Source organism: Streptomyces sp. NPDC001880 (assembly GCF_053594575.1).
In genome coordinates this window covers 17,467-43,798 of record NZ_JBSFET010000051.1, presented here as the reverse complement: position 1 = coordinate 43,798, position 26,332 = coordinate 17,467, and the positions used below count along the sequence as shown (strand labels likewise).

The 26,332-nt window shown below is 68.7% G+C and carries 23 protein-coding genes and 3 pseudogenes; 17 read left to right on the top strand and 9 right to left on the bottom strand.

The window, feature by feature from the left end; all coding sequences use genetic code 11:
* Positions 1-15: 15 nt before the first annotated feature.
* Together ACWCQ6_RS24350 and ACWCQ6_RS24345 are read right to left on the bottom strand one after the other, a co-directional pair.
* A complete protein-coding gene (locus ACWCQ6_RS24350) occupies positions 16-1,272 on the bottom strand; it encodes a Gfo/Idh/MocA family protein (protein WP_451092460.1) in 1,257 nt (418 codons plus the stop codon).
* A gap of 258 nt (positions 1,273-1,530) precedes the next feature.
* Positions 1,531-2,694 (bottom strand): ROK family transcriptional regulator, encoded by a 1,164-nt coding sequence (locus tag ACWCQ6_RS24345; RefSeq protein ID WP_451092458.1) that lies wholly within the window; start codon positions 2,692-2,694, stop codon positions 1,531-1,533.
* A gap of 228 nt (positions 2,695-2,922) precedes the next feature.
* Between ACWCQ6_RS24345 and ACWCQ6_RS24340 the strand changes: the two genes are divergently transcribed.
* The 3 genes from ACWCQ6_RS24340 to ACWCQ6_RS24330 are packed head-to-tail and all read left to right on the top strand — an operon-like array spanning position 2,923 to position 6,795.
* A complete protein-coding gene (locus tag ACWCQ6_RS24340; RefSeq protein ID WP_451092456.1) occupies positions 2,923-5,430 on the top strand; it encodes a hypothetical protein in 2,508 nt (835 codons plus the stop codon).
* A complete protein-coding gene (locus tag ACWCQ6_RS24335; protein WP_451092454.1) occupies positions 5,370-5,849 on the top strand; it encodes an SDR family oxidoreductase in 480 nt (159 codons plus the stop codon). The genes ACWCQ6_RS24340 and ACWCQ6_RS24335 overlap by 61 nt, the downstream gene beginning before the upstream one ends.
* A 4-nt stretch (positions 5,850-5,853) precedes the next feature.
* Entirely contained in the window at positions 5,854-6,795 is a 942-nt protein-coding gene (locus ACWCQ6_RS24330; RefSeq protein WP_451092452.1) for a GNAT family N-acetyltransferase, read from the top strand.
* 224 nt (positions 6,796-7,019) lie between these two features.
* Here ACWCQ6_RS24330 and ACWCQ6_RS24325 read toward each other — a convergent pair whose 3' ends face one another.
* Complete coding sequence (locus tag ACWCQ6_RS24325) at positions 7,020-7,283, bottom strand: hypothetical protein (RefSeq protein WP_451092462.1); 264 nt, start codon at positions 7,281-7,283, stop codon at positions 7,020-7,022.
* 71 nt (positions 7,284-7,354) lie between these two features.
* Complete coding sequence (locus tag ACWCQ6_RS24320; RefSeq protein WP_451092450.1) at positions 7,355-8,356, bottom strand: phosphotransferase; 1,002 nt, start codon at positions 8,354-8,356, stop codon at positions 7,355-7,357.
* A 699-nt stretch (positions 8,357-9,055) separates the two neighbouring features.
* Here ACWCQ6_RS24320 and ACWCQ6_RS24315 point away from each other — a divergent pair.
* Positions 9,056-9,298, top strand: coding sequence for a hypothetical protein (locus tag ACWCQ6_RS24315; protein ID WP_451092448.1), 243 nt, complete (start codon positions 9,056-9,058; stop codon positions 9,296-9,298).
* Positions 9,299-9,555: 257 nt separating this feature from the next.
* On the opposite strand, the pseudogene ACWCQ6_RS24310 reads toward ACWCQ6_RS24315, so the two are convergent.
* Positions 9,556-9,660: pseudogene (locus ACWCQ6_RS24310) on the bottom strand (IS21-like element helper ATPase IstB); the annotation flags it as partial.
* Between the two features lie 36 nt (positions 9,661-9,696).
* Here ACWCQ6_RS24310 and ACWCQ6_RS24305 point away from each other — a divergent pair.
* Positions 9,697-10,137, top strand: coding sequence for an N-acetyltransferase family protein (locus ACWCQ6_RS24305; RefSeq protein WP_451092446.1), 441 nt, complete (start codon positions 9,697-9,699; stop codon positions 10,135-10,137).
* Positions 10,138-10,199: 62 nt separating this feature from the next.
* Positions 10,200-11,126 carry a PepSY domain-containing protein gene (locus ACWCQ6_RS24300; RefSeq protein ID WP_451092444.1) on the top strand — a complete coding sequence of 309 codons (927 nt, stop codon included), beginning with the start codon at positions 10,200-10,202 and terminating at the stop codon, positions 11,124-11,126.
* A gap of 1,311 nt (positions 11,127-12,437) precedes the next feature.
* On the opposite strand, the gene ACWCQ6_RS24295 is transcribed toward ACWCQ6_RS24300, so the two are convergent.
* Together ACWCQ6_RS24295 and ACWCQ6_RS24290 are read right to left on the bottom strand one after the other, a co-directional pair.
* Complete coding sequence (locus ACWCQ6_RS24295) at positions 12,438-13,232, bottom strand: SAM-dependent methyltransferase (RefSeq protein ID WP_451092442.1); 795 nt, start codon at positions 13,230-13,232, stop codon at positions 12,438-12,440.
* A 928-nt stretch (positions 13,233-14,160) separates the two neighbouring features.
* Entirely contained in the window at positions 14,161-14,760 is a 600-nt protein-coding gene (locus tag ACWCQ6_RS24290) for a GOLPH3/VPS74 family protein (RefSeq protein ID WP_451092440.1), read from the bottom strand.
* A gap of 959 nt (positions 14,761-15,719) precedes the next feature.
* Here ACWCQ6_RS24290 and ACWCQ6_RS24285 point away from each other — a divergent pair.
* From ACWCQ6_RS24285 to ACWCQ6_RS24260, 6 genes and pseudogenes are all read left to right on the top strand, one after another.
* On the top strand, positions 15,720-16,658 hold the full coding sequence (locus ACWCQ6_RS24285) for an ATP-binding cassette domain-containing protein (protein WP_451092438.1): 939 nt from the start codon (positions 15,720-15,722) through the stop codon (positions 16,656-16,658).
* Positions 16,655-17,479, top strand: coding sequence for an ABC transporter permease (locus tag ACWCQ6_RS24280; protein WP_451092436.1), 825 nt, complete (start codon positions 16,655-16,657; stop codon positions 17,477-17,479). Before ACWCQ6_RS24285 ends, ACWCQ6_RS24280 begins: the two co-directional genes overlap by 4 nt.
* A 207-nt stretch (positions 17,480-17,686) precedes the next feature.
* Positions 17,687-18,019, top strand: a pseudogene (locus tag ACWCQ6_RS24275) (excinuclease ABC subunit UvrA); the annotation flags it as partial.
* The gene (locus tag ACWCQ6_RS24270) at positions 17,941-18,405 is read left to right on the top strand and encodes a hypothetical protein (protein ID WP_451092466.1); all 465 of its coding nucleotides are present in this window, start codon (positions 17,941-17,943) and stop codon (positions 18,403-18,405) included. The pseudogene ACWCQ6_RS24275 and the gene ACWCQ6_RS24270, both read left to right, overlap by 79 nt.
* On the top strand, positions 18,393-18,875 hold the full coding sequence (locus ACWCQ6_RS24265; RefSeq protein ID WP_451092434.1) for a hypothetical protein: 483 nt from the start codon (positions 18,393-18,395) through the stop codon (positions 18,873-18,875). Before ACWCQ6_RS24270 ends, ACWCQ6_RS24265 begins: the two co-directional genes overlap by 13 nt.
* Before the next feature lie 151 nt (positions 18,876-19,026).
* Positions 19,027-19,812, top strand: a complete 786-nt coding sequence (locus tag ACWCQ6_RS24260; protein ID WP_451092432.1) for a GNAT family N-acetyltransferase — start codon at positions 19,027-19,029, stop codon at positions 19,810-19,812.
* A gap of 399 nt (positions 19,813-20,211) precedes the next feature.
* Here the strand turns inward: ACWCQ6_RS24260 and ACWCQ6_RS24255 are convergent, their stop codons facing one another.
* Entirely contained in the window at positions 20,212-20,460 is a 249-nt protein-coding gene (locus tag ACWCQ6_RS24255) for a hypothetical protein (RefSeq protein WP_451092430.1), read from the bottom strand.
* Positions 20,461-20,573: 113 nt separating this feature from the next.
* On the opposite strand from ACWCQ6_RS24255, the gene ACWCQ6_RS24250 reads away from it, so the two are divergent.
* From ACWCQ6_RS24250 to ACWCQ6_RS24240, 3 genes and pseudogenes are all read left to right on the top strand, one after another.
* The gene (locus ACWCQ6_RS24250) at positions 20,574-20,726 is read left to right on the top strand and encodes a hypothetical protein (protein WP_451092428.1); all 153 of its coding nucleotides are present in this window, start codon (positions 20,574-20,576) and stop codon (positions 20,724-20,726) included.
* 274 nt (positions 20,727-21,000) lie between these two features.
* Entirely contained in the window at positions 21,001-21,351 is a 351-nt protein-coding gene (locus tag ACWCQ6_RS24245; protein WP_451092426.1) for a 5-carboxymethyl-2-hydroxymuconate Delta-isomerase, read from the top strand.
* Positions 21,352-21,489: 138 nt separating this feature from the next.
* Positions 21,490-21,628 (top strand): annotated as a pseudogene (locus tag ACWCQ6_RS24240) (IS1380 family transposase); the annotation flags it as partial.
* A 108-nt stretch (positions 21,629-21,736) separates the two neighbouring features.
* Here ACWCQ6_RS24240 and ACWCQ6_RS24235 read toward each other — a convergent pair.
* On the bottom strand, positions 21,737-23,884 hold the full coding sequence (locus ACWCQ6_RS24235; protein ID WP_451092424.1) for a protein kinase domain-containing protein: 2,148 nt from the start codon (positions 23,882-23,884) through the stop codon (positions 21,737-21,739).
* A gap of 253 nt (positions 23,885-24,137) precedes the next feature.
* Here ACWCQ6_RS24235 and ACWCQ6_RS24230 point away from each other — a divergent pair, with 253 nt between their 5' ends.
* Together ACWCQ6_RS24230 and ACWCQ6_RS24225 are read left to right on the top strand one after the other, a co-directional pair.
* Positions 24,138-24,284 (top strand): hypothetical protein, encoded by a 147-nt coding sequence (locus tag ACWCQ6_RS24230; protein ID WP_451092464.1) that lies wholly within the window; start codon positions 24,138-24,140, stop codon positions 24,282-24,284.
* A 642-nt stretch (positions 24,285-24,926) separates the two neighbouring features.
* Positions 24,927-26,330 carry an ATP-binding protein gene (locus tag ACWCQ6_RS24225; RefSeq protein WP_451092422.1) on the top strand — a complete coding sequence of 468 codons (1,404 nt, stop codon included), beginning with the start codon at positions 24,927-24,929 and terminating at the stop codon, positions 26,328-26,330.
* Positions 26,331-26,332 lie beyond the last annotated feature (2 nt).

Here is a 26,332-nt window from a genome sequence, read left to right as displayed (position 1 = left end):
GGGGAAGAGAAGAAGTCACTGCGCCGGGACCGTCTGGACGGTGCCGGTGTGCCGGGCACGTTCGGCGGCGAACGCCGCCAGATGACTGCCGAGCGAGGTGGCGGGACCGGAGCGGACCGCCCCGGCGTCACCCGTGGCGACGGCGGTGACGAACGCGTCGACGAGCGCGGCGTCCCCGCCACCGTGCCCGTCCGCCGCGTTCGAACCGGAGGCGCCGAGTTCATGGACGGTGGACTCGCCGGTCCGGAAGTCCTGCACCGTGACCCGCTCGCCGTCGCCGATCAGCCAGCCGTGCGAGCCGAAGATCCGGGTCTGCCGGTGTGTCTGCTCGGTGAACGCCACCATCTGGAAGGTGGCGGTCACCCCATCCGCGAGCTGCATGGCGAGGACCTGGTGGTCGACCACGTCGTTGTCGCCGCGGTACGCGCAGACGCCGTACGGGCCCTCGCGCAGCGCCTGCACGAGACCGGCCTCGTCGGTCGCCTCGGTGACATGGGTGACCGGCCAGACCGCGCCCTTCTCGCGCAGCGTCGGCATGTAGAGCTTCAGCGCGCTGTACGGGCAGTCGGACTCGACCGCACAGTCGAGGCAGCGCCCGGCGGAACCGACCGGGGCGTTCTCGGGCCGGAAGTGCTTCAGCCCGCCGAAACTGGAGACCTGCTCGATCCGGCCGCCCATCACGTACGTGATCCAGTCCAGGTCGTGGCAGGACTTGGCGAGCAGCATCGGCGAGGAGTCCTTCTCGCTGCGCCACGGCCCGCGCACATAGCTGTGGGCGTAGTGCCACCAGCCGACCGGCTCCAGATGGTCGAGGGAGACCAGCTGACCGAGTACGCCGGAGTCCACGACCTCCTTCACCAGGTCGGTGTACGGGGTGTACCGCATGACATGGCACACCGCGAACAGGACTCCGGCCCGCTCCACGCCCGCGACGATCCGCCGGGTCTCCTCCTCGGTCGGGGCGAGGGGCTTCTCGGCGAGGATCGCGTAGCCGGCCTCGGCCAGGGCCAGCACCGGCTCCACATGGAAGCGGTCCTGGGTGGCGACGACGACGGCGTCGGCGATGCGGTTCTCGACCAGCGGCCGCCAGTCGTCGAACTCGACGGGTGCGCCGGCGGCGGCCCGCGCCGCGGGGCGCGGATCGGCGACGGCGACGAGCTCGGCGCGCTCGGGGTGCGCCTTGATCCACTCGGCGTACGTCAGACCGCGGTTGCCGGCGCCGACGAGCGCGACCCGTACGGGCCGATCGGATATCGGAAGGTGCATGGACATTCCCAAGAGCTCCCTAGAAGTGAAGGAGAGGCACGCGACGGACAAGGCGTACGGTGGGGCCGGGAGGCGCCTCCCGCGGCGATGCCTGGACGCGGAGCCGTGAACGGTTACCGGGTGCGGAGAGCTGACAGGGCCGGCTGCCGATGCATACGGCGCGTACCGGGGTCGCCTGAAAGCCGGAAGACGGACCGCGCAGTGGTCTCTGCGATCCGGAACACGGGCTGCCCGGGTCGATGACGGGAGGTCCGGAACGGCCGTTCACGGGCGCTCCGCCGTGGGCCGCCGGTTGTGCGCGAGATACGTCGTCTCGACGTGCTCGACGGCTCGCCAGATCGCACCGAGCGCGACCCGGTCGTCGCCGAGCGAGGACGGCTGGAGATCGGGGACCCGGATGCACAGCGGCTCCAGACGGTTACGGAGGCGGGGGAGCAGGACGTCGGCGGACTGGGCCAGTCCCCCACCCAGCACGACCCGTTGCGGGTCGACGGTCAGCACCATGGCCGCGAGGCCGAGGGCCACGTCGCTGGCGTAGCGGTCGACGGCGCGCACGGCGACGGCGTCGCCCCGACGGGCGGCGGCCAGCACATGGGCGGCGGCGTTCCGCGGGGGTACGTCGGACGGGACGGCGGGACAACACGCCAGGCGGGTGGCGGCGGTCGCCCAGGGGGTGACGGGGAAGCTGCCGATCTCGCCCGCCGCGCCGCCGTGTCCCCGGTGCACCCGGCCGCCGATGATCAACGCCGCGCTGAGGCCGAGACCGGCGTGGATGTAGACGGCGTCCTCGATGTCCCGTGCCGCACCGAGGCGTTGCTCGGCGAGTGCGGCCAGCCGGGTGTCGTTGTCCACCAGGACCGCCCCGGCGCAGCGTTCGTCCAGGTGCTCGGCGAGCCGTACACCGGTCCAGTCGGCGGCCGCTCCCGCGAGTACGACGTCTCCCTCCGGGCCGACGACGCCGGTGGTGCCGGCGCTGATCGTCCAGATCCGGTGGGCGTCGATTCCCGCGTCGTCCAGGCACTCGGTCATCACGTCGCCGATGACGGCAAGCCGGTCGGCGCGCCGGATGTCCGGCGGCACCGTTCGGCGGGCCGTGGTGACGACCGTGCCGCAGAGGTCGGCGAGCACGGCGAGGACGCTGTGGGCGCCGATGTCCAGCCCGAAGACGTGACCGGATTCGGCCCGGAACCGGTAACGGCGGGCCGGCCGCCCCACCGCGCCGGGCGCGGGCGGGACTTCGGCCGCCCACCCCTGGTCGGTCAGCTCGGTGGCGAGGTCCTCCGCCGAGGCGCGGGAGAGACCGGTGAGCGTGGCCAGCTCGGTCAGCGTCACCGGCGCGCCGGCACTTCTCAGCGCCCGCAGCGCGCCGAACGCGTTGAGCCGACGCAGCTGCGCCAAGTCACCGCCGGCGGGTCGGGATGCGTCCATGTACTCCTCTTGACGTCGTTTCAGCCATAGGGATTAATCAGAGAGTCCACGAAAACATTGCGATGGTCAAGCGTCAGGAGGACGCTGAGGTCGCTCGAGTCCGCGAAAAAACGCCCACTTATTGGGAAGACTCTTATAATCTGGAGGACCACGGTGCCCCGAAAACGCCCTAGACCGCTCCTCATCCTGCTGCTCGCCCTGACCGTTCTGGTCACGGGTCCTGCACCCTTGGCCGCGGCCTGGGGAGGTGGCGGCACCAGTAAATCGGCACTGGACCGGACGTGGTTCGGCCCCGAGGCCGACCTCGGAGTCCAGCAGGAAACGGTCTCCATCAGCGACGCCGTGGTGGGCACGGAGGACGGCCGGCCCACGATGTACGCGACGGTCTCCGCCGAGAACGCGATCTTCAACGTCATCGACATCCGGGACAACCGGCTGCTGCGCTCGTTCACGCTGCCTGGCGTGCAGCAGTCCTGGCGGCACGCGATCGGCCCCGACGGCACCGTCTACATCGCCGCCATCACCGGCGGCCAGACGGGAGAGCTGTGGAGCTACAGCCCGACCGACAAGGAAGTGCGCAAGCTCGGCACCGTTCCGGGCGAGAAGTCGCTGTGGTCGATGACCACGGACCCGGAGGGCAACGTCTGGATCGGCACCTTCCCCAACGGCAAGGTGTTCAGATACGACCCGCAGAGCAAGGGCTTCCACGACTACGGGCAGATGGTGCCCGGCCAGCAGTACGTGCGCTCCATCGCCTACCACGACGGATCCGTCTACGCGGGCGTGGGCTCCGTCGGTGACGTCATCCGGCTCGACACCGCCACCGGTACGAAGACGAAGATCTCCGGCCAGGTCCCGGCGCTCCTCGGAGTGGAGCCCCAGAAGGTGCCCTTCGCCTACGACATGGCGGTCGTCGACGGCTGGCTGTTCGTCAAGTTCGCCGACCCGCAGATGAAGCTGCTCTTCTACGACCTCGACGCCGGCAAGTGGAGCGACAAGTCCGTCGGCAAGAAAACGTCTTCGGACGCGGGGGTCTTCTCCTTCAACCAGCTTCAGTCGCGGGACGGGAAGGTGTACGTCACCAACAACCGCGAGCTGTACGAGATCGACACGGCGACGTTGGAGTCCCGCTCGACCGGAATCGCCTTCGGTACCTCGCTGCGCGGTGCCGCCTGGGTACCGCTCAATGATCCGGACCTCCCCGGGACCTCGCTCGTCACCCTGCAGTCGGGCGGCAAAATCACCGCATTCGACATCGCGTCACGGCGGAGCAAGGTGCTGCCCTCGGTGGTGCAGGGCGCGCCGAACCCGCTGCACAACCTGGAGGCGGCGCCGGACGGCACGCTGTTCATGAGCGGCTACCCCGGCGGCACCGGGTCCCGCTTCGACCCGCGCACCGGCCGCACCACCAGCTTCCCGATGGGCCAGGCCGAGGGCATGGCGGGCCTGGGCGACACGATGTACTTCGGCATCTACCCCGGAGGCATCATCTCCTCGGCGAAGCTGGACGCGGCGACCCCGGCCGTCTCCGAGAAGTTCCGTCTCGGCTCCGAACAGGACCGGCCGTACGTGATGAAGGCCCACGACGGCAAGCTGCTCATCGGCTCCATCCCCGACTACGGCAAGCTCGGCGGCGCGCTGACCATCTACGACCCCGACGACGAGGAGAAGAAGACCTACCCCGACATCGTCCACAACCAGAGCGTCGCCGGGCTCGCCCAGCGCGGCGGACGGATCTACGGCTCCACCACCGTCTACGGCGGTCTGGGGACCGACACCACCGAGTCCGAGGCCAAGATGTTCGTCTGGGATGTCGCCGGCGAACGCAAGGTCAAGGAGTTCACCCTCGACCTCCCCGGCCTCGACAGCCCGAAGATGATCAGCGGTCTCAGCTTCGGCCGCGACGGCCTGCTGTGGGGCGCGGCCGACGGATTCCTGTTCGCGATGGACCCGGACACCCTCCAGGTCGTCAAGCACAAGAACGTCTACCCCGAGGTGAAGAACTACGGCATGTGGCGGCCGGTCTACCTCCGCTGGGGCGCCGACGGCCTGCTGTACACCACCCTGGCCAGCAAGCTCACCGTTGTGGACCCCAAGACCATGGACCACGTGACACTCGGCAACTACGACGAGGAGGTCGCCTTCATGACCCTGGCCCGGGACGCCGAAGGCCACGAGAACATCTACTTCCTCGGCAAGACGGCGGAGTCCCGGCTGCGGATGATCCCGGTGCGCCACGGCCGGACCGGCGCCGTGGCCGTCGACAACGCCGGCTTCGAGGTGGCGCCGCTGGACGACGGCGCCGTCCCAGGGTGGCAGGGCGGTGGCACCCTGTTCACCCTCTCCCAGGAGCGGGCGTACACCGGCAGACGCAGCATGAAGATCGTCGATGCGGCCCGGAGCGGCCCCGAGGCGTCGGCGGAGCTGACCAGTGAGCCGGTGCCGGCTGCCGCGGGGGCGTACTACCGGGCCCGCGCCAAGGTATACATCGAGGACGGAAACACCGACGATTCGGTGCTGCTGCTGAGCTTCCTCGACGGGGCCGGCCAGCCGGTCGGCCGGATGGCGAGCGCACCGCTCCGCAGCGCGGACCAGCGGCGCTGGATCGACGCGCAGGCGAGTGGTACGGCTCCGCCTGGTACGGCGTCGGTCCGCGTCTCGCTGTACTCGTCCGCGTGGAACCTCATGACCGGATACGTCGACGCCGTGAGACTTCAACAGACCAGGCGCGGGTGACACCCACGCGCGGACACCGGGCCACGGCGACCGTACGCCGTGGTCCGGTGTCGTCGATGCGGTGCTCAGCCCTCGCCGTCGAACTCGCACCGCACGGCATCACCGCCAACACCCTCGCACTCGGCACGGTCCGGACCCCGATCGACGGCGCGTTCCCCTTCGACCGCGATGCGTTCGAGACGGCCTACCGGGAGCGTATTCCGCTTGGCTGCTACTCGGTGCCCGACGAGAACGTGGGCGCGCTGCTGCTCGCCTCGGACGCCGGGGCGTACATCAACGGGGCCCGGATCGTCGTGGACGGCGGCGTGCTCGCCGAACAGGTGCACCGGATGCTCTTCATCTGCCCCGCCGCGAACGCGGCGTACGACGCTCAGCTCTGCCACCCTTTGGTGACCGGGTCAGCACAGAAGGAAACTTGACGCCATGACACACACCCTGCGCACCCTCGCCCCGGCCGACGAGGCAGCCGTGCACGCGCTATGGGCGATCTGCTTCGACGCCCCGCACCTCCCGGCGCTGCACGCCCTGGACCCCGACCGCCACCGGCGGACCTTCGTGGCCGCGCGCGGTGACACGGTCGACGCCGTCGTCTGCTACGTGCCGCGGGAGCTCCGCGACGCCCGCGGCCGGGTCGAACGGGTGGGCGGTATCGGCAATGTCGCCACCCGCCCCGAGGCACGGGGCCAGGGCCTGGTTCGCCGACTGCTCACCATTGCCGCCGAGGCCATGACCGCCGAGTCCTGCGCATGGTCCCTGCTGTTCACGGCCACTCCCGGGGTCTACGAGCGCTCGGGCTGGACCGGCTTCCGCACCTCCTGGGCTGAGGGCCCGCTCACCACTGTTGGCCCACCCGAGCCCCGCTTCCGCATCCGTGCGGCCACCCCGTCCGACGCCCCGCGGCTGGCAGAACTGCACGCCGGATTCAACGCCGCACGCCCACTCACCGCGGTGCGGACGGCCAACGACTGGATCCACCGCGTGCCCGCCTGGTACGGCCCCGGCGCCGAATGGCTGATCGCCGAGGACAACGGAGGGACGGCGGTCGGCTACACCGTGACCCAGCACATCGGCGAGGCCGTCGAGGTCCGCGAGTGCGCGGTGACGGAAGCCGCACCGGCGGCCCTCGGTGAGTTGCTCGCTGCGGTGGCCCGCCGGGCCCGTGCGGCGGGCGCCGCAGTCGGCCGGGCCCACCTCCCCGAGGATCCAGCCGTCCGCGCTGCCCTGCCCCGGCTCCTCGCCCAGGATCAGGTCCGGGAGCGGACACAGACGGTGGGTATGGCCCGCCCGCTCCTTGCCCCGCCGGAGGCGATACGCGCCACGCTGCAGGCCACGGGAGCAACCCACTGGCATGGCGACTCGTTCTGAGCCAACAGTCCCAGGGCCCGATGCGTTTGCCGGCCGTCCACTCAGCAGGGCACGTCACCGCGGTACGTCACCCCTGGGGATGTACGCGCCGGACGGAGGCGTGCATGGCCACCGCGGCCGGGCCGGACACCTCTGGCCTCTGACCCAATTGCTGACCCGCCCGGCATTGATGAGGCCCTTTGATTTTCCCCAGGTCCGCTCTCACTCCCCACTTGGTTGCTGACTCAAAAGGCGTGATCATGTCGGCATGACTGGACCTGGCCCGTCCCGGCAGCAGCGCCTGCCGGATCCCGAGCTGTACCCGGACGTTGCGGCCGCTGGGAGCCTCGCTGCCGCCCTTGCCCAGTGCGCTGCCGAGAACGTGCCGGAGCAGGAGCGCTCACGGCGCCGTGCGTCGGCGATCGAAGCATCGCGGTCAGCAGCCTGAACGCCTTGCGGCGTTCGTCGAGAGGCGCGAGACCGGCAATCCTTCCCAGTTGCTCGTCGATCCGGCCTCGCGAGATCAGTACTGCGGGCGTATGCGTCGGGCGCAGCCCGGCACGGCGGATGCGTCACATCTTCAACCAGCCGGGACCATCGCCAGCGCCTCGTTCAGGTGATGCTCGGCGACCCCCTGCATGAACTCCCGGTCGGGGAAGTCCCCGTCGAGCAGGCGCAGCGGGCCGGCTGTCAGCGAGAGATGCTGGGTGAGTTTGTAGAGCGTGAGGCGGTCCTCGTCGAGGCCGTCCACCATCAACTGCTGGTACTGGCTGGCGGTATGGCGGAGGCGTAGGAAGGCGTGCTCCCACTCGATGTCGAAGTACAGGAGGTTCTCGATGTCGATCAGGACGGGATGGCCGTCTTTGTCGACCCTGACGTGGTCCAGGCCCAGCTCGCCGTGGACGACGGAGTACTCGGAGCGCGGCCGCACCGCCGCCGTCAGCTGACGCAGCCGCTCCTCCAACTGATCGCTGGCGTCGGCGATCCTGTGGTCGCGCGCGGTCGCCTCGACGAGGCAGCGCAGCGCGAAGGTGAGCGCTGCCTGCTCGCACGAGGCCGACCGTGACGTGCCGCCCGCGTCGATCAGTGCCACCTTGCCGAAGGACGGCGCCCGGTGGCCGCGCATCATTGCCAGGCTCTCGGTGAGGCGCATCATGGTCGGCTCTGCTGTGCGCGGGTCGCGGTTGCGCAGGTTCATCAGGTCCTCGCCGGGCAGGTCCTCGACGATCGCGAGGTCGGCGGGGTAGTGGGTGTGGTCATGGTCGGCCAGGTGGATCTTGAGGACCCGAAGGCCCAGCGCCTCCAGCCGCGCGTGCGCGGCCTCGAACAGGTCGAGCCCGGTGCCGGGCGAGAACGGGTCAGCGAGGTCGCCGTCGTGTTCGGTGGCCGGCCAGTAGTTCTCGGAGTCCTCCCACAGATAGGCGATTGCCGTCGTGGCGTCGTCCATAGTCAGCCGGTATACGCCCTTTGTGGTGCCGCCCGCGAGTCGCTCGACCGCTTCCAGCCGTCGCCCGCCGCCCAGCGCGGCCCGTGCCGCATTTGCCAATTGATCCCGCGTCACTTTCTTGGGTGCCACGTACAACCCGCCTTCCACCGCGATGACTGAGGCACCCTACGCGAGTCATCGTTCAGCGCCGAACGAATTGTTCCGGAGATGTCATGCGCGATTCAAGTAGTGGGCATTCCCGGACGGCATCTCATACACAGACGTCATTGCTCGTGAACAATCCCGCGCCCAGTGACCTCCAGATGCTGCCAGAGTGCCGGACAGACGCTGCTGCTGAAAGTGAACGAAGCCAGACGGAGATCACCATGACCAACCGCCCATACCCGGGCGCGCGTCGCAGACAGTGACGTGGCAGCCAAGGAACTTCCCCAGCTGTACCAGCGCCGCCGCGCAGTCGATCGCGCCGACGACGACGGCCACGGCCCGGGCAGTCCCGCGGTGGCCGGACCACGGAGATTCATCTGCCCTGCGAGCAGGGCCAGAAGCCGTTGTCGCTGCTGGCAACCGCAGGCCAGCGGGGCGACAGCCCGCAGTTCAGGGCCGTGCTGGAAGCAATCCGGATCCCGGGGCATTCCCAAGGGCGGGTAGTGGGACAGCCGTTCGTCGAGATCCATCAGGTACCGCTGTGTGAGCGATTCCACCAGCACGGTCGGGCAGCAGCGCACGTGCTGCCCGGGGATCGGTGCGTTCTTTCGCTAGTGTCCAGGGGGCGCCGCCTTCGCGGGCCTGCAAGTGCCCCAGCTCATTGATTCCGGCAGTAAGGGATGACCGTCCATGGCCGTGTGCGAGGTCTGCCACAACGACTACGAGCTGGCATTCGAGGTGCGTGCCGCGGGAGGGACGCTCCACGTCTTCGACAGCATCGAGTGCGCCGCCCAGAAGATCGCCCCGACCTGTGTGAACTGCCAGTGCCGCATCCTCGGCCACGGCATGCAAGCCGACGGACAGTTCTTCTGCTGCGCGCACTGCGCTCGTGAGAAGGGCGTGTCCCGGTCTCAGCTCGCAGATCACGCCTGATCCCTTCGGGCCGGTCGCCGGAGCAGACTGCGGGGCCCCCTTCCTCTGCGTGCGGTGCTGCTGCCCGGTCACCTGCCGGCGGCAGCACTTCGAGGAAGTCCCCGGCGGCGGGGTCGAGGGGACGGACCGGCATGACACCAGCAGGCCGCTGCACGGACGGATCCCGGAACTCGACTGCCGGTCCCCGAAGGCTCGGCCGCGTACGTACGAAACGGCGACCCTGCCGAACGCACCCACAAGCTCGTCACCGACACCGCGCTGGCCCGTGCCCGCGTCGAGGCGAGCCGGCAGGAGCCGGTGCCGGTTTCGATGACGGTGCCGTTGAAGGTGAGGCGGTCGACGAGGGCCGCGCAGAGGCGGGGCGGCATGTGCGGCTGTGCTCGTTCTGGGCTCAGCGCATGAAGATCACTGTGAGGTCAGCGGCCGAGGCGGACCTGTCGGCGTTGCTGGCTCTCTACAGCGAGCTGAACCCGGACGATACGCCATTGCCCCAGGCATCCGCAGGTGCCATCTGGGCAGCCATATCAAGGCAGCAGGGACGGACCATCCTGGTGGCTGACGCTGGCGGCACCGTGGCCGGAACAGCGGACTGCATCGCCCTGCCGAATCTCACTCGCGGTGGCCGGGCCATCCTGTTCGTGGAGAACGTCGTGGTGGCCCGCTCCTTCCAGCGGCGTAGCGTCGGCCGTCAGCTGATGGAGGCTGCCGTTCAACTGGGTGCGTCGGCCGACTGCTACAAGGTCCAGTTGCTGGCGGCGGACGACGAGTACGTCCACACCTTCTACGAAGCCTGTGGTTTCAAAGCCCTGGCAGAGGGCTTCCGCCGCTACATCCCATAGGGGTCTTGCCGCTCGGGGTGAGGTTCCCCCGCTGCCCGGGGGAACCTCACAGTGACGTCCAGATGAACGTTCTCGGCGCAGGGCTGGGAACGCTCGCTGCTTGGGCTTCGGTTCGTGCCACCCGAGGTGAGCTCCTCCCCTCGCAGGCCTCGCTGAAGCCGATGGCCGTCATCTTCGGGGCCGGCTTCCTCGTATGTGCCGTGGTGTGGAAGCTGTGGATCACGCCGCTTGCCCTGGACTCGACGAGCCTGCAGATCGCAGGCGGGGACGAGAAAGCGCAGGCTCGGCAGGTGCTCGCGGCCGCCTTCGACGATCACTTCGACATCGCGAACGTGCAGCTGCGGTCCGGGCAGAATGGCGGCTCCGACACGCTGTTGATCGCGCTGGAGACAGGGTTCGCCGAACTGAGCTGGCCGGACAAGGAGCAGCTCATGGTCAGTCTGGAAAGTTCAAGCAGGCCAGGTCCCGGCAGCTTCCCCGTGACAGGGGCGCCGTCAGTCCCCAAGAACGCCGACGACGCGCTTCGGACAGCAAAGACGTACGCGAGGGTACGGTTCCCGTGGGGGCTGGAAGGGTCTCATGTGAAGTCCTTTCCCGTCGGTGACAAGGCGGAGTTCGGCTGGATGGTCAGCTGGCGCAGCCGGGTCGACGGAGTGCTCATGCCCATGCGTCTGGATGTGCAGATCAACAGGGCAGGACGGGTCTCTCAGCTGCTCACCCGCCGCTCAGAAGAGCCGGTGACTCTGCCCCCTCGTCGAGTGGACGAGAAGCAGGCCGTCGCTGCGGCGTCCAAGTACTCACAGGGAGCCAAGACGGGTCCAGGCAACCTTCTGGCGATCCGGCGCGAAGGCGAGTGGCGAGCGCAATGGGCCGTACCTGTCCACGCCGGAGACGACGTGTACCCGGTGTACATCGACGCCGAAACAGGCAAGGTGGACGAGAGAGCCTCTCCCACCCAGGGGCTGCCCTCGGCGGCCCCTCCCAGCTGAACGACTCACGCCCCGGCGACTGTTCAGGACGGCGGGCCGGACGATCTGCGTCAAGACTCTGTGCTCAGCAACCGACAGCAGGAGACTCACTCCGAAGAAACAGAGGCCGATCGTCTCCAGAGACGATCAGCTGAGCTGCGTCCGCTCGTCGCTCCTCGGTGACGCCGTAGCGATCGCCTCCCACGTCCTGGCAGACCGGCTCGGCATCGACCTCGGCACCGAGCCCGCCCTCGACCGGCTCGATGACGCTGGCCAGCCCCCAAAGCCACAGCCGCCCAGGCCGCTCATGTCCTCTGTACGCGCGGACTGTTCCGCGCCCCGTCACCGGGCGTGGGGCGAGCGGCGCCGTCAATCATCGTCCCGGCTTGTCGCTCTTCCAGCCGGGCGGTGAGGGTCGCCAGCCCAGGTGGACAGCAGGACGGCCGCAAGACGCCCATGCCGTGGCCGGCGATTCCGTCAATGACGTCCGCCAGTGTGTGGCTCCGAAGGCGCTGCCCGCAGAGCTCCCTGAGGGTGCCTCGCGCAGCGCCCAGCCCGTCGTTGCCCCTGTCAGCCGACGAGAGGTAGTGGATGCGCGTCTATGGGCCCCCGCTACCACCGTCGGATTCCCTCCGGGGCGGTGGCACCGGGGCCCGCGCCCTCTGGGTGGGGCGGGCCCCGGTGTGAGAGCAGCAGCCCACATCGTCAGGCGTGGGGTCTGGAGTGTTGGTTGTCCTGCCTCGGCACAGCTGCGACGGGCCGGTGCCCGGGCGGCATGACGCGCTCCAATTGTTGTCCCAGTTCCATGGCCACGCCGCGTACCTGGGCAGGAACATCGCCTTGCTCGGCGACAAGAGTGTTGTAGATGGGGGTCTCCGAGAACACGGGCGGTTTCTGCTTTCTATCGACGGGTAATGGTGCCCTGCTGTCATGGCCTGGCAGGACGGAAACACTACCGCCGAGGCTTGTCTGGGCTGGTGGCAGGCTACCCGCGTCCCATCCTTCGGATCGTCATGACGGACGCTCTCCCTGCGGGACACCGGCCCGAGCCGACGGGGCGCGGTCTGTCAGGACTGCGACACGAACCGTTCGAGCATACGGTCCCGCTGCTGCCCGCCAAGGCCCCACACCCGACAGCTGCCCCATCCCAAGGCCGACCGCCGATCGCAAGGCCAGAACGGTCATGCCGTCGCACCGGTCCGTGTGTGCATGAGAGGTCGTTGCACTGGCCGAATACGCCGCATCGCCTGGGCTCAAGCCGCGGATGCCGGTTCATCAGGACCCGCCCGGTCCGGAGGAGTCCGCCCATGGCATCCGGACCGGGCGGACCGTTCATCGCTTACGAGCGACGAACCCCCACTGATCGACTGGCTCAGCGCTCTCTTCGACCGGGTGCGGACGCCACAGGGAGATGGACCCGAACCCGGGGGCAGCCAGTTCCATCCCATCCGCGCTCGCGAGGATCTCCTCAGGCTGGCGCACCAGATAGGGCGGGGTGTCCCCTGAGGCGTACGCCTCCTGTGCGGCCAGTGTCTGTGGGGTGGCGATCGTGTCGCAGAGGACCAGATAGCTGCCTGCTGCGGTGCCGGCCATGTATCGGCGCATGAGGTCGATGCCGGCCTGGGGAGCGACGTGTCCCAGTGTGGACAGCACCATGACGGCTACAGGCTGTGTCATGTCCAGGGTTTTTCCGGCTTCCTGGAGTACTTGTTCGGCATCGAGCATGTCGGCGTGCACGTAGTCCGTCATGCCGTCCGGTGCACTCGTGAGGAGGGCGCGGGCGTGGGCCAGTACCAGGGGGTCGTTGTCGACGTAGACGATGCGCGCGTTCGGCTGGATGGTCTGTGCGACCTCGTGGGTGCTGTTCTGGACGGGGAGCCCGGTCCCGATGTCGAGGAACTGGGTGATTCCTGCTTCGCCTGCCAGGTACTGGACCGCGCGAGCCTGGAAGGCGCGTGAGGCCAGGGCGAGGTCCCGTGTCTGGGGGTAACTTGCGATGACCTGGTCTCCCAGTTGCTGGTCAACGGGGTAGTGGTCCTTGCCCCCGATCCAGTAGTTCCAGACTCTGGCCGAGTGGGGTACGCCGTTTTGGAACTCGGCATCACTGGGGCTGTTTTTCACGTGCATGCTCACTTCTTGTCGCGGGTCCGGCGGTGGGCCTGGGTCAGCTTGCTGACCGGAGGGTCTCGAGACTTGCGCTCTGGCCCATGCTGAGCACGCGCTCGACTTGCAGGCCGGCGGCTGCAATGGCCGCATTTCACTTGCGCGCGATGAACCCCCCACTGGTCGACAAGCTCAGTATTATCTTCACTCACACTCGGAAGCCACAGGGAGATGGACCCGAACCCGGGGGCGAACAGTTCCATCCCGTCTGCGCTCGCGAGGAGTTCCTCGGGCCGGCATACCCGCGGCTGGAAACGCCCGCCGGATCAGCCAGGAGCCCGACCAGGCGACTTCCCGGACCTGTTCACCCGGCTCGTCGCCTGCCTGCCCCGGACATACTGCTGACCACCGGACAGATCGCCGACGCCCTGGACCTCTCCCCCGCCACAGTCTCCTCCTACTACTACGTCCCCGCCTACGGCACCCATAGCGCCGACCCGTTCCCGCCCGCCGGCGAGCGCGGGCTGCGGGCCTGGCCGGCCGTGCGGGCCTGGTGCTGCGCCCCCGGCACTCCGCCCGCAGCCACGGACATTGGCGCCGCGGCCGCCGAGCCGGTCCCCACGAACGCCGACGCCGGCTCGTCGGCCGCCTCGGTATCAGCGAGACCACCGCGCTCGCCGTGCTGCGCCAGACCCGGCGCAGCCGCTTGCGCCGCACGGTAATGGTGGAGGTGGTGGGGTCGAGGAGCGTTGTTCGGCCAGGGAGTCGGGGCTGTCGAGAAGAAGGTTCAGCGACACCGACAGTTCGGTGGGGTGGTGCTGTGTGTGGACGTCACGGCTGGCCCAGTAGTAGATGACCTTGCCGGGCGGGAGCGTGGTGTGTTCGAGGAAGAGCCGTGCGACCGCTCACCGTCGCCGCCGGACTCCCCCGCGCCCCCGAAGGCGGGTTCGGCTCACGGTCCGCGCCAGACGTTGGCGAAGGCCGCATTCTCGATGGTCCGTCTCTGGCGTACGGCCTCCAGCTCCATCACCGCGTCGTGGACGGCGGCCACCACGGTCGTCACCGCCTCGTCATCGAGGCCGGTCTCATCGTCGGATCGTTCGTCCTCGATGCCCACGACCGAGGCGAGGGCGGCCAGGACGGGTTCCTTCTCATTCCAGCGGTCGGCTGCACGACGGCGCGCGGGCGTATCGACCGGTTCCACGCGTTCCGAGCCGAAGGACAACCGCCTGCTTCGCTGCGGCTTCAGCTCACCGTTCTGCTCCAGGGCGGCCTGGTACGTGGCCGAGAGGTCTCGGCCCCGGCGCCACAGCCAGTCCTCGATCCGCTCGTAGGGTGCTTGCCGGGTGAGCCCTGCCGCAGCCTCGCGCATGAACCGATCGTCCAGCGTCGGCGGTCCGCCCGGCACGATGCGGTCTCCGTCCACGGCGACCACGCCCGCACCGATGAGATCGATCAGCTCGGCTCCCGCGAGTGCGAGGGACAGATCGCCCTGTCCCACGGGATGCTTCAGGTCCATGGCGATGATGAACAGGTCTTTCGCCGTGGTCATGAACGGCTCCCCTCGAAGACATCGACACAGGTGCGTCCCACCGACCGGGGCCTGCGTCCGAGACCGCTCCTGCGGTGGGTGGCCGTCACGACCAGTATCGCCCGACCGAGAGGCCGAAGCCCTTTCGCAAGGCGGCGGGAGTTTCTGCCGACGAGGTCGGAAGGGCGGGTCCTCACTGTGCTGGATCCCCGAGCCGCTTTGTCCGCCTGTCCGCCGAGCGGCTACGGGTGCGGGTGCTCTGACAGGACGGTGCTCTTGGTTGTCCTCATGGTCACTTCGCACGTCCCCCGGGGACAGCCACGCCCCGGGCGCTTCCTGGACGATGACCGGTTTCGCTCCCCTGATCGGACAGTCCTGCATGGCCCTCGCCCATCGCCGATGCCTCCGCACCCGCGAGGACGGGGTCCGGGTGCGGCGGGCCGCCGACAGGGACGGCAGGAGCAGCGGGACGGAGCTGCGGTGGACGGAGGCCAACGGGCTGCCGGCCGTGCTCGTCTCCGCCGCCGGGAACGCCGTGGCCCTGCTGTCCGTGGATGTGTCCGTGGAAGGGATCGACCGGATCTTGTGGGTCATGAATCGCGGGCCCAGTCACGGAGGTTGTCGTGGGCGGCGTGCTGGTCGGCGTAGGCGACGGTGTCGGGGTCGGGGCGGTGTCGGCCAGGTGGCCGAGGCGTGCAGTCCACAATTCCCTGCAGCTCCCGAACCTGCCCGGCGGTCTGCGGGTCCTTCGGGACGCGCAGACCGCCGACGAGCCGTAGAAGTCCCGGTACTGGGCGCGCGCACGGTATCGAGTCGACCTTCAGCACGGTAAAGCTGCGGACCAAGGTCACCCGCGGCGCCGGCACCAGCGGGCGCGGCCCGAACACCGTCGCAGCGTAATCAAGTTTGACCAGCCGACATGGGGTGTCGTATCTTGCCGCCATCTAGTCAAGTTTGACTACCGAATGAGGGAGGGTGTTTTGTCTGACCACGATCTGGCGATCGTCGTCGAAGGCCTGCGAAAGAGATACGGGGACAAGCAGGCCCTCGACGGCCTCGATCTCACAGTCCGGGCCGGGACCGTCCAGGGGATTCTCGGCCCGAACGGCGCCGGCAAGACCACGGCCGTACGCATCATGTGCACGCTGCTGCGCCCCGAGGAGGGATGTGTCGAGGTGGCGGGGGTCGACGTGCGGACCCGGGCCGATGAGGTGCGCTCGCGGATCGGGCTGCTCGGCCAGAACGCCGCCGTCGACGAAGAGCTCAGCGGCCGCCAGAACCTGGAAATGTTCGGCCGCCTCTACCATCTCGGCGCGCGCCGCGCCGGTGCGCGGGCCGACGAGCTCCTGGCCCGGTTCGGGCTCGCGGACACCGGCAACAAGGCGATCAAGCAGTACAGCGGCGGCATGCGGCGGCGGCTCGACCTGGCGGCGTCTCTCATTCCCCGGCCGCAGGTGCTCTTCCTGGACGAGCCCACGACCGGGCTCGACCCCCGCGGCCGCACGGAGGTGTGGAACGCGGTGCGCTCACTGGTGGGCAGCGGCACGACCGTCCTGCTGACCACGCAGTACCTGGAGGAGGCCGACCAGCTGGCCGACCGGATCGCGGTGATCAACCACGGAAAGGCCATCGCGGAGGGCACGCCGGACGAGCTGAAGTCCAGGGCCGGTGGCGACCGCATCGACGTGGTCCTGCACGACACGGACCAGTTGGCACGCGCGGCCTCTCTCCTGCCCGGTGACGTGGTGGTGGACGAGGACCGGCGGATGGTCAGTGCCTCGGTCACCGACCGGATGGCCGCACTGACCGGGACCGTGCGGGCGCTGGAGGCGGCCGGCATCGAGGCGGAGGACATCGCGGTACGTCGGCCGACACTCGACGAAGTCTTCATGCACCTGACGAAGGAGGACGCCGCATGAGTGCGACCCACGGTGTGAGCACGGCGCACGGCACGGGTTCGAAGCTGAGCTGGGCGGCCGCCGACTCCTGGACGATGACCAGGCGCGAGCTGGCCCACTGGGCGCGCCGGCCCGTGCAGGTGGTCGTCGGGCTGGTCTTCCCGGTGATGATGCTGCTGATGTTCAGCTACCTGATCGGCGGCGGACAGGGCGTCGACGGGGACTTCAAGGCCTACCTGGTGCCCGGCATGCTCACCATGACCATGGCCTTCGGCCTCGAGGCGACGATGCTCTCGGTCACCCAGGACCTCGGCAAGGGGGTCATCGACCGGTTCCGCTCGATGCCCATGAATTCCGGCGCGGTCCTGGTCGGACGGAGCATCGCCGACATGCTGCAGTCGGTCGTCGGCCTGACCGTGATGCTCGCGGTCGGATACGCGATCGGCTGGCGCGGGCACGAGGGATTCGCATCCTCCCTGGGCGCGGTGGGACTGCTGTTGCTGCTGCGATTCGCGATGCTGTGGATCGGCATCCACCTGGCGATGGTCGCGGGCACACCGGAACTGGTGCAGGCGGTGCAGATCCTGGTCTGGCCGGTCAGCTTCCTCTCCAACGCCATCGCCTCGCCCGAATCGATGCCGTCGTGGCTGGGCGCGATCGTGGAGTGGAACCCGATGTCGGCGACGGCCACCGCGGTACGCGGTCTGTTCGGCAACCCGGGCGCGGGTGGCGACTCCTGGGCCGCGACCCACGCGGAACTCCTCGCGGTGGCCTGGCCGGTGGCCCTGATCGCGGTGTTCTTCCCGCTGGCAGTGAAGCGGTTCCGGGACCTGAGCCGCTGACGAACCCGGCCCATAACAGTCTTGGAGAACGACGAGCATGGCTCAGAACACGCCCACCCCGCAGCCGCGGCCACAGCCGTCCGCGCCGCACGCTGCCGACAGCCACGAAGTGATCCGCGTGCACGGCGCGCGGGAGAACAACCTCAAGGACGTCAGCATCGAGATCCCCAAGCGCCGGCACCAGGAGTGGATCGGCGCCGCGTGGACGGCTGGTACGGCCGCGTCTTCAGCGGCTGCGCCTTCTTCGACCCGGACAAGCCGATCCGCGCGTACACCGAGCGGGAGCTGGACGACCTCCTGCACAAGGAGCCGACCAAGATCAAGGCCGACGGCATCAACCTGACGTACGAGGGCCTGATCCCGAAGATCCGGAAGTCGATGCTGTCCAAGGACGTCGACGCACTGCAGCCGCACGTCCGCGCGTTCGTGGAGCGGGCGATGACGTTCACCGTCTGTCCCGGGTGCGACGGTACCCGGCTCAGCGTCGAAGCCCGTTCCTCGAAGATCAAGCAGGTCAGCATCGCCGACGCCTGCAGCTCGAACGCCCGTCGTACCGGTACCAGCGGCTCGTCACCGACCAGAACTACGAGCAGCAGTGGATCCTGCCGGACGGCCGGGAGGTCCACGTCGACGGGGGCCCGCGAGACGGCTGGATCACGGAGGCGAAGTGGACCGACGGTGACAACCTTCCCGAATGGAAGAAGTCCCCGTACAACCCCGATTTCAAGTATTACGACGAGAGCCGGCTCGACAAGCTGATCGCCCTCGACGAGGATCTCGGAGGCAAGGGGGTCCGCTATATGGGTGCCGCGCATGTGAACGAAGTGCTGTCCAAGGCCTTCCCCGAGGCCTATGCCAGCGGGCAGCCGAGGGCGTATCGCGTGCCCGGCAACGGCATGAGTGGAATGAGTTCATGGCTGCAGTGATCGCAATGCTGGAAGAGCTCAGGTGCCTCGTTCCGCTGACCGCCGAGGGTGCGGCGGCGCGGTTCTTGGCTCAGGAGTGGACACCCGGGGGCAAGCTCCGTGACGGTGTGGAGACGTCGTGGGACAAGGACGGCGGCGGGGGCTGGATCCAGACGTTCCGCAGTGGGGCGGTCCGCGTCTCGTTCGCCGTCTGGATCCGCGACGTCGACGAGTCGGGCTACTTCGACGACGTGGATGCCGTCTACGAGCAGGGGGAGCAGGCGCTGGCCGACTTCCTCCCCGAGATCGAGGAGTCCCCGCTCGCCGGCCACCTCGTCGAGGCCGAGCAGACGGCGGCGGACAGGGACGAGTTCATCAGGGTGAAGAAGTGGACCCTCGACGGCCGGATCCTGACCGCCGGTGTGATCCAGCAGGACGCCGATCTTCCGGTGATGGTCGTGGTGGCGTTGGAGGAGCCCGGCACCGCCTGATCCACCCCGCGCACGCCAGGAAGCCCGCGCCCCACCGGGGTCGCGGGCGCGCGGCCGCGACCCCGGTGGCTGGACGAGAGAGTGCAGCGCTTGATGTTCGCGCGGTTTCGACCGGCGTTTATTCGCTTGACCTGGTCCGTACGGTGTTCGAGTGAAGGACATTCTGATCAACAAACTCCGCACCGCGTATGACGCCCAGCTCCGTGGTGTCACTCCGCCTGGCGGCAGCGCCCGCATCGAGAAGGACGGCCCACTGACCCGTGTCGTCGGTTGGCACCGTGGCTTCGTCACGGGCCCGCGTGACCTCGGTGTGTGCGGGGCAGAACTCGACACGCTCATAGCGCGGCAGCGTGACTTCTACGCTGCCCGTGGTGAGGCGGTCGAGTGGAAGACTCGCGCCCATGACCTCCCCGCCGACCTCACCGACCGACTCACGGCGGCCGGCTTCGTCGCCGAGGACAGCGAGACCGTGCTCATCGGGCAGTCCGCAGACCTTGCCGCCGACCCCGTCCTGCCCGACGGCGTGGCCCTCCGCCGTGTCACCGCCAGATCAGACCTCCACCGCATCGCCGCTATGGAGAGCATCGTCTGGGGTGAGGACTGGAGTTGGCTCGCCGACGACCTGACCGCCCGGATTGAGAACGCCCCAGAGGACACCATCGTCCTCATTGCCGAGGCACGCACCGAAGTCGTCTGCGCCGCCTGGCTGGTGTTCAAGGACGGCGTCGACTTCGGCGGCTTCTGGGGCGGCTCAACGCTCAAGGAATGGCGCGGGCAGGGCATCTACCGAGCCATGGTCGCCCACCGAGCCCAACTCGCTGCTGCCCGCAATGTCCCCTACGTCTACGCCGACGCCTCAGCCGACAGCGCCCCGATCCTCACCCGCCTCGGCCTGCACGCGGTCACCACTACGACACCGTATGTCTGGTCGCCCTGAGCATGACTCTGTCGGGGATCTCGGAGTTTCCCGGTGCGCCGGCGTGATCAGCGAGCATGCTCGGGGCTGTTTCGCAGACCGATGCAGTTGCCGAGGTGTCAGTTGTCGCTCCGTCCCCGTTCCGGTGAGCAAGTCCCGTCTCTGACCGCGCAGATCGCGCGGGCGAGAACCCAGGGGGTACGACGGCGAGGTGGGTGAGAGACCGGCTGGACGGGCTGTGGTGCGACGAGGACTTCGCGGGCTGGTACCCGCGCGACGGGCGCCCGGGCATCTCGCCCGCCCAGCTGGCCACCGTCTGTTGCTGCAGCTTCTGCTCGGTCCGTCGGACCGAGCAGACTCGGTCCGCCCTCGGTGCACCAGCTCCCGCGAGAGTGCCCGGAACGCCGAACGTGGCGTGCGTCACCAGCCAGCCTCGCGGCGGGTGGTGGCATCGACGAGGGCGAGACGCAGCTGGGTGGGCGGTGGGTCCGGGGTGACGACCTCGGCACCGTGGAAGAATGCCACCGAGATGGACCCCTCGGTCTCCGGAGCCGTAGGCATGGTGATCTCCACCCCGCGTGACCTCAACCGCTTCTTCGCGGGCTTGGTCGGCGGCGAGGTGGTGCCCGCAGCGCAGCTGAAGGAGATGCAGAAGACCGTCGAAATCACCGGACGAGGAGCCCAACACCGTCTTCGGTCTCGGCCTCGACAAGATCACTCTGTCCTGCGGCACCTTGTGGGGCCACGGCGGCGACATCCACGGCTACGAGACTCGCGGTGGCGTGACCAGCGACGGCCGTGAGGTCACGGTGGCCGTCAATGCCCTGCCCGGCGCGATCATCTCCAAGCAGGACTCGACGGAGGCAATGACCAAGGACGCCATACAGAAGATCGAGAAGGTCACCAACCTGGTCGACACGGCCATCTGCGGGTGACGAGACCGATACAGCACGGCCAGAGACTCCCGGATCAGGGCGGATCAGGGCGGGGCCTCGTGGCGGAGAGCGCCCCGGCCACCAGACCGGCACTCGGCCACGCGGCCACCCCGCACCCTTTGTCTCCCCACCGTGTACGCCATGGTCGGCGTCGCGTACCAGGCCGGGCCCTCGGGGCGCTCACCCTTCGGCGCGAAAGGGCTGGGGAGTCGGCTGAGCCGCCCTCCGTAGGGTGGGAGCCGACCATGTCATCCCATCCGAGGAGCTGCCCGCCATGCCGCAGATCACCGTCGACTACTCCGACCCGCTCGACGCGGCCTTCGACCGCCCGGCCTTCGCGCTCGCCCTGCACCAGATCGTCGTCGACACCGTCGACGCACGCCTGGAGGCTTGCAAGACCCGCTTTCGCCCGGTCGAGGACTTCACCATCGGGACCGAGACCGAGGGCCACGCCGTCCTGCACGTCGAGATCGGCCTGCTCCACGGCCGCACCGACGCGACCAAGGCCCGCCTCGCGGCCGCCGTGCTCGCCCTGGTCGCCACCCAGGTCAGGCCAGTCGATGGCGTCACCCTGCACGCCTCCGTCGAGATCCCCGACCTGGACGCGTCCTACCGAAAGAGCTGACACACCCGCTTCCCGACCACAACGAACGCGCTATCCGCCGACTTCCCTGCCAGGACCCGGCCGCCGCCACGGTGAGGATCACGCAGTGCCATTCTGCACGGCTCGCGCGCTGACTGGCCTGCAGTACCTCAGTCAGGCGCCCTGGACCTGCCGGCCTGGATGCCGATGCTTGCCCTGACCGGCGCTGCCCGGCTCCGGGAGCCCTGCCGTCTGCGACTCCGGTTGCTCTCCGCCATCCGCTCAGCTGGTCACCACCGCCTGCCGTCGGCACCTCAGGTGAGCTGTACCGAGATTTGTGGAGTCCCTGATGCCAGGGTCCTGGCGACGGAGAGCCACCAGCACCATGGCAGCACCCCGTAAATACCCGTACCGAATGGTGACGGACCTATGTCGGGTACGTGCCGGTGGCCGCGTTGAAGGCGAGCAGTTGGGCCGACGTGGCCACGTACACCAAGCGGTCGTGGACGATGGGATGGTTGCCGTCCGCGGTGAGCCCCACCCGTTTACTGGGGCTGACGCTCCACACTTCGGAGCCGTCCTTGGCGTCCAGTGCCAGGACGGTGGGGGAGAATTCTTCGCGGTCGGCGACGTAGACCCGTCCGTCGGCGACGGCCGGGATGGTCCCCTTCCGGTCGCCGGCGGCCCACTTCCGCTTGCCGTCGGCCGCGTTCAGCGCGTACACCAGCCGGTCGCCCCCGCCGACGTAGACCGTGTCGTCGGCCACCACGGCCGGTGATGGGCTCTCCATCCCATCGTCCTGGACCGGGGAGGTCCACCTCGCCCTGCCGTCGTCCATGCCGAGGGCCATGGCGTTGTCCTGGTCGACGAGGTACAGGAGCCCCTTGGACGCGTCCACCGCGGGTGGTCCGGGCAGGAAGCCATCCGCGGGACGTGTCCACCGCTGGTCGCCGTCGTCCAGGCGGAGCGCATACAGCTTGTCGTCCCAGCTGCTCAGGTAGGCGGTGTCGCCGGTCACCGTCAGCGTGTGGTCCCGCCACTCCCTCTCGGACTTCCACCTCTTGGCACCGGTGGCGGCGTCCAGGCAGTACAGGACCCCGTCGGTGACAAGACACACTGCCTCGCCGTGCGCCCGGACCGTCGTGCTGCGGTCCTTGCCCGACCTGAAGTTCCACTTGGGCCGCGCGCCGCCGTCGAAGGCGTGCACCGTCCCATCGGCGCACCCCACGAACACCTGGGAGCCGGACGCCGCCAGGGAACCGGCCTGCTCAAGGGACCCGGACCACAACCTCTTGCCGCTGGACGGCTCCACGGCGTGGAGTCCGTCGAAGTCGATGGCATAGAGCACTTCTTCGGCCACTACGGGGGTGGTGGAGATGGTGGAGTTGAGCGCGATCGCCCATCCCCGGTCGGCGACTGGGGTACGGGACCTGGTGGGGGAAGCCCTGGGCCCGGTCCCCCCGCTTCCCCGCTCGTGGCCGGAACGCAGCAGCGCTGCGACGCTCGTGGCTACGGCGGCCACCGCTCCGGCTCCGAGCCCTAGCTGCAGGGCCCGGCGGCGGGTGGGTGATTGAAGCGTCCCCTGGCCGGGGGTATCCGGCCGCCTACTGGATAGGGGCGGGGGCGCCGTCTGGGTGGGCAGGGCGTGTGGGCTGCGGGCCACAGGCCGCTCGTCGGGGCCTGCTCCGCGGGGCGGCTGGGGTGGGTCCACAACGGTGGGTGTGGCGTTGGATGCGGGTATCTCGGTGGGGGCGGGGACTGTGGTGTGGAGGAGGGTGCGGAGGGTGTCGTGGACTTCGGCGGCGGTGGCGGGGCGGTCGGCGGGATCTTTGGCGAGGAGTTGCAGGACGAGGGTGTCGACAGTGGTGGGGATGTCGGAGCGGTGGTGGCTGGGTGGCGTGGGCGGGGTGGTGAGGTGAGCGGTCATCATGGCGACGGGCCCCGTGGGCTGGAAGGGCGTGTGACCGGTGAGGAGTTCATGCAGGACGCAGCCCAACGCGTAGAGGTCGGACCGGGCATCACCAGGGTGTTCGTTGAATCGTTCTGGCGGCATGTAGGCGAGGGTGCCCATGACCTGGCTGGATTGGGTGGTGGCGGCCATGAAGCGGGCGATGCCGAAGTCGAGGACTTTGATCTCATTGTCGGTGGTGAGCATGAGGTTGCCCGGTTTGAGGTCCCGGTGGACAACATCGGCGGCGTGGGCGGCGGCCAGGGCTGCGGCGGTTTGGGCGGCCCAGTCCACCGCTCGGTGGATGGGTGGTGGACCGTCTCGTCGCAGGAGTGCGGCGAGGTCGTTTCCGGTGATGTACTCCATCACGAGATAGAGGGTTCCGTCGGCAGGGTCTTCGCCCATGTCGAAGACAGTGACCACGCCGTGGTGGTTGAGCCGGCCGGCGGTGCGTGCTTCGCGGAAGAAGAGTTCTGCGCCGCCACCTTCGCCTTGCTGGTGGGAGAGGAGCTTGACTGCGACGCGGCGTCCGATGACACGGTCGCGGCCTTCCCAGACCTCACCCATGCCGCCCCGGCCCACGAGTAACACCAGTTCGTATCGGCCCGCAAGTACCCGATCAGCCACACTTCCCCCGTCACCTGTTCGTCGCACGCCAGAACCCCTTGATCCCACCATTGAACCGCAACCGGCTCACCGTGCTCGTACGGGCGGGACTGCGTAACGATCGGTGTAACTCCTGATCAAGGAAGACGCATCGATGACCAGCGACAACGTGGCCAGGGACGGGTCTGCCCAGACCGCTGAGCCTCAGCCGACGACGGGGTGAACGCATTGGCCGCACAGGCTCGGGGCGGGCGGGGCGTTGCTGGCGCAGTGTGTGAAGTTGCGGGTGATCGAGCCGGGCACCATGGCCGGGTTGCTGTCCGGGCGGTACCGGCAGACGGTTGCCCGGATCAACCGCGAGGACCGGGCCGCAGCCGACGAGGGCGCCCGCATGTCCCTGATCGGCGCGCTGTGCGGCTGACACCCGCTGCGAAGCCGGGTCCGGCCGCTTCGGGCACCTGACCGCCGCCGCATTGCGCACCGAGGCCACCGGAGGGTGTGCTCGGTGAGCTGCCGAGGAGTGCCATTGGCCACGCCGTGCGCGATCGGCGAGACCCCGGCTGAGCGAAGATCGTCCGGTTCGAAACTGTGCGGGCCACCAGTGCCGCGTGCACAGATCAACTCCAGTAAGCTGACCGCGTTTTAGGAAGTGGCAAGGCCGCGAGTCGACTGCGTGCGATGGCGGGAAGCACCTGATGTAGCCGACGTTCGCAGTCCTCAACGGAGCTCTGATCGACCTGATCATTTGCGTTCAGCAGGCTCCGCCCAGCGATCGTTTCGGGGGCTGGAGTCGCGCGAGGGGCTGGCCGGGCGACCGTCGCCGCCTGTGGGGATCGCGGCGCTGGGGCCTTGGCCGGCTCGGGCGATTCACCAGGCCTCGCCGCGGCCTGGCAGTCGTTCGTCTGCGGTGGCACTTCTTCGCCGCACGAACGGTCCACGCACGTCACTTGCCACGTTGTTTCACCTGTCCGCCAGTTCTCCGGAGACCGCATTCGCCCCGTTGTGGGGAGTGAACCGCTGCGCTGTTCTTCGAAGGCTCGATCGACCCCTAGGACCACCCTCCGTGACCTTGTCCTCAAAAATCGCCGTTGCCCTTGGCGTCTTGTCTCTCCTCCTAGCAGTCTGGGCGCTGCTCCTGGCACGCTCGCGCCGCAAGCACGTACGACTGGGCAGAGAGTTGTCCGCTGAGGCGCAGGCCGCCAATTCCCGTGCTCAGGCTGCCGAGGGCCGTGCCCGAACCGAGGTGCAGAACCGGCAGGCCGCAGAGTCCCGGACGCAGGAACTCCATACCCGCGGGGCGGAGATTCTCGACGAAGTGCGTCACCTCGTCTCCGATCGGCTTCCCGCTCTGGCACTGCACCTGATCAGCTCTCATCACCCTGTCCCCGGAATCCTGCACAAGAACCTCGCAGGGTCCGAGGCTGCCCAGCTCCTCGACGCCGTGCCCGAAGCGGTCTCTGGCATCGTCCTCAAGGAAAGGCGCCGCATCGACGCCGCTGCTCGGGCTGCTCTGCGTGGCGCGACTCAGGAGTCCCAGGCCCTCTCCTACCGGTTGCAGACGAATATCGTGGGTCTGCAGCACGAGTTCAGCGCGCCGCCCCGTCTGACGCAAAGTCTGCTTGAGTCCGACCACATCAATGAGCAGAACCTGCGCCTCACGCAGAGATCCGCCATCGTGTGCGGCGGCTGGCCGGGTCACGTCCGTAAGGACACCTACGTGAGCGAGGTCGTCAGTGGCGCCTCCTCACGACTGCGCGGCTTCGAGCGCATCAACATCGTTTCTCGGCTGGGCCTTTCCAACATCGGCGTGGTCGGGCGTGCGGCCGAGCCCGTTGCTGTGGTCTGCGCCGAGCTGATGGCCAACGCGCTGGAGCACTCCCGTGACGACCTCATGGTGGACGTCGGCTTGATCCAGACCGGCAACGGCAGTGTGTGCATCACGATCGACGACGCCGGCAAGGGCATGACCTCAGAAGCGCTCGCCCGCGGCCGAAGTCTGATATCGGGTAACCAGCAGGAGGTACTGCTCCTCGAACTCGGCGATCCGCCGTCCATGGGCTTCGCCGCCATCGGCCGACTCGTCGCCGACTACGGCCTCCATGTCTCCATCGACACTTCCTCTCCCTATGGCGGGGTGCGCGCTGTGGTGTCCGTTCCCGAGAACTTGTTGACCTCGATCGACGAAAACGCCACACCTCCGTCGGTCATGGCTCCCCAACCTGCCGTGGCGCCACAGGCCCACAAGCGGCCCGCCGCTGCCGACTCGCCCGCACACTCGCCCGAGCCGACCGGCGCGGCGGCGCTGCCGCAGCGCCGTCGCCGTTTCTCGGCGACAGCCACCAATGACGCGGCCTCCGCCGCAGCGCCCCGCCCCTTGAACCCGGAAGACACCGGTGCCATGTGGAGCGATTTCCAAAGTGGCCTCACCGGCGACCGGTCCGTCACCGATTCGGAGTCAACACTGTGACC

Coding starts and splice junctions, on each gene's coding strand:
- ACWCQ6_RS24350 (WP_451092460.1), bottom strand. CDS start 1,272: ATGTCCATGCACCTTCCGATATCCGATCGGCCCGTACGGGTCGCGCTC.
- ACWCQ6_RS24345 (WP_451092458.1), bottom strand. CDS start 2,694: ATGGACGCATCCCGACCCGCCGGCGGTGACTTGGCGCAGCTGCGTCGG.
- ACWCQ6_RS24330 (WP_451092452.1), top strand. CDS start 5,854: ATGACACACACCCTGCGCACCCTCGCCCCGGCCGACGAGGCAGCCGTG.
- ACWCQ6_RS24315 (WP_451092448.1), top strand. CDS start 9,056: ATGGCCGTGTGCGAGGTCTGCCACAACGACTACGAGCTGGCATTCGAG.
- ACWCQ6_RS24305 (WP_451092446.1), top strand. CDS start 9,697: ATGAAGATCACTGTGAGGTCAGCGGCCGAGGCGGACCTGTCGGCGTTG.
- ACWCQ6_RS24300 (WP_451092444.1), top strand. CDS start 10,200: ATGAACGTTCTCGGCGCAGGGCTGGGAACGCTCGCTGCTTGGGCTTCG.
- ACWCQ6_RS24295 (WP_451092442.1), bottom strand. CDS start 13,232: ATGCACGTGAAAAACAGCCCCAGTGATGCCGAGTTCCAAAACGGCGTA.
- ACWCQ6_RS24290 (WP_451092440.1), bottom strand. CDS start 14,760: ATGACCACGGCGAAAGACCTGTTCATCATCGCCATGGACCTGAAGCAT.
- ACWCQ6_RS24280 (WP_451092436.1), top strand. CDS start 16,655: ATGAGTGCGACCCACGGTGTGAGCACGGCGCACGGCACGGGTTCGAAG.
- ACWCQ6_RS24265 (WP_451092434.1), top strand. CDS start 18,393: ATGGCTGCAGTGATCGCAATGCTGGAAGAGCTCAGGTGCCTCGTTCCG.
- ACWCQ6_RS24245 (WP_451092426.1), top strand. CDS start 21,001: ATGCCGCAGATCACCGTCGACTACTCCGACCCGCTCGACGCGGCCTTC.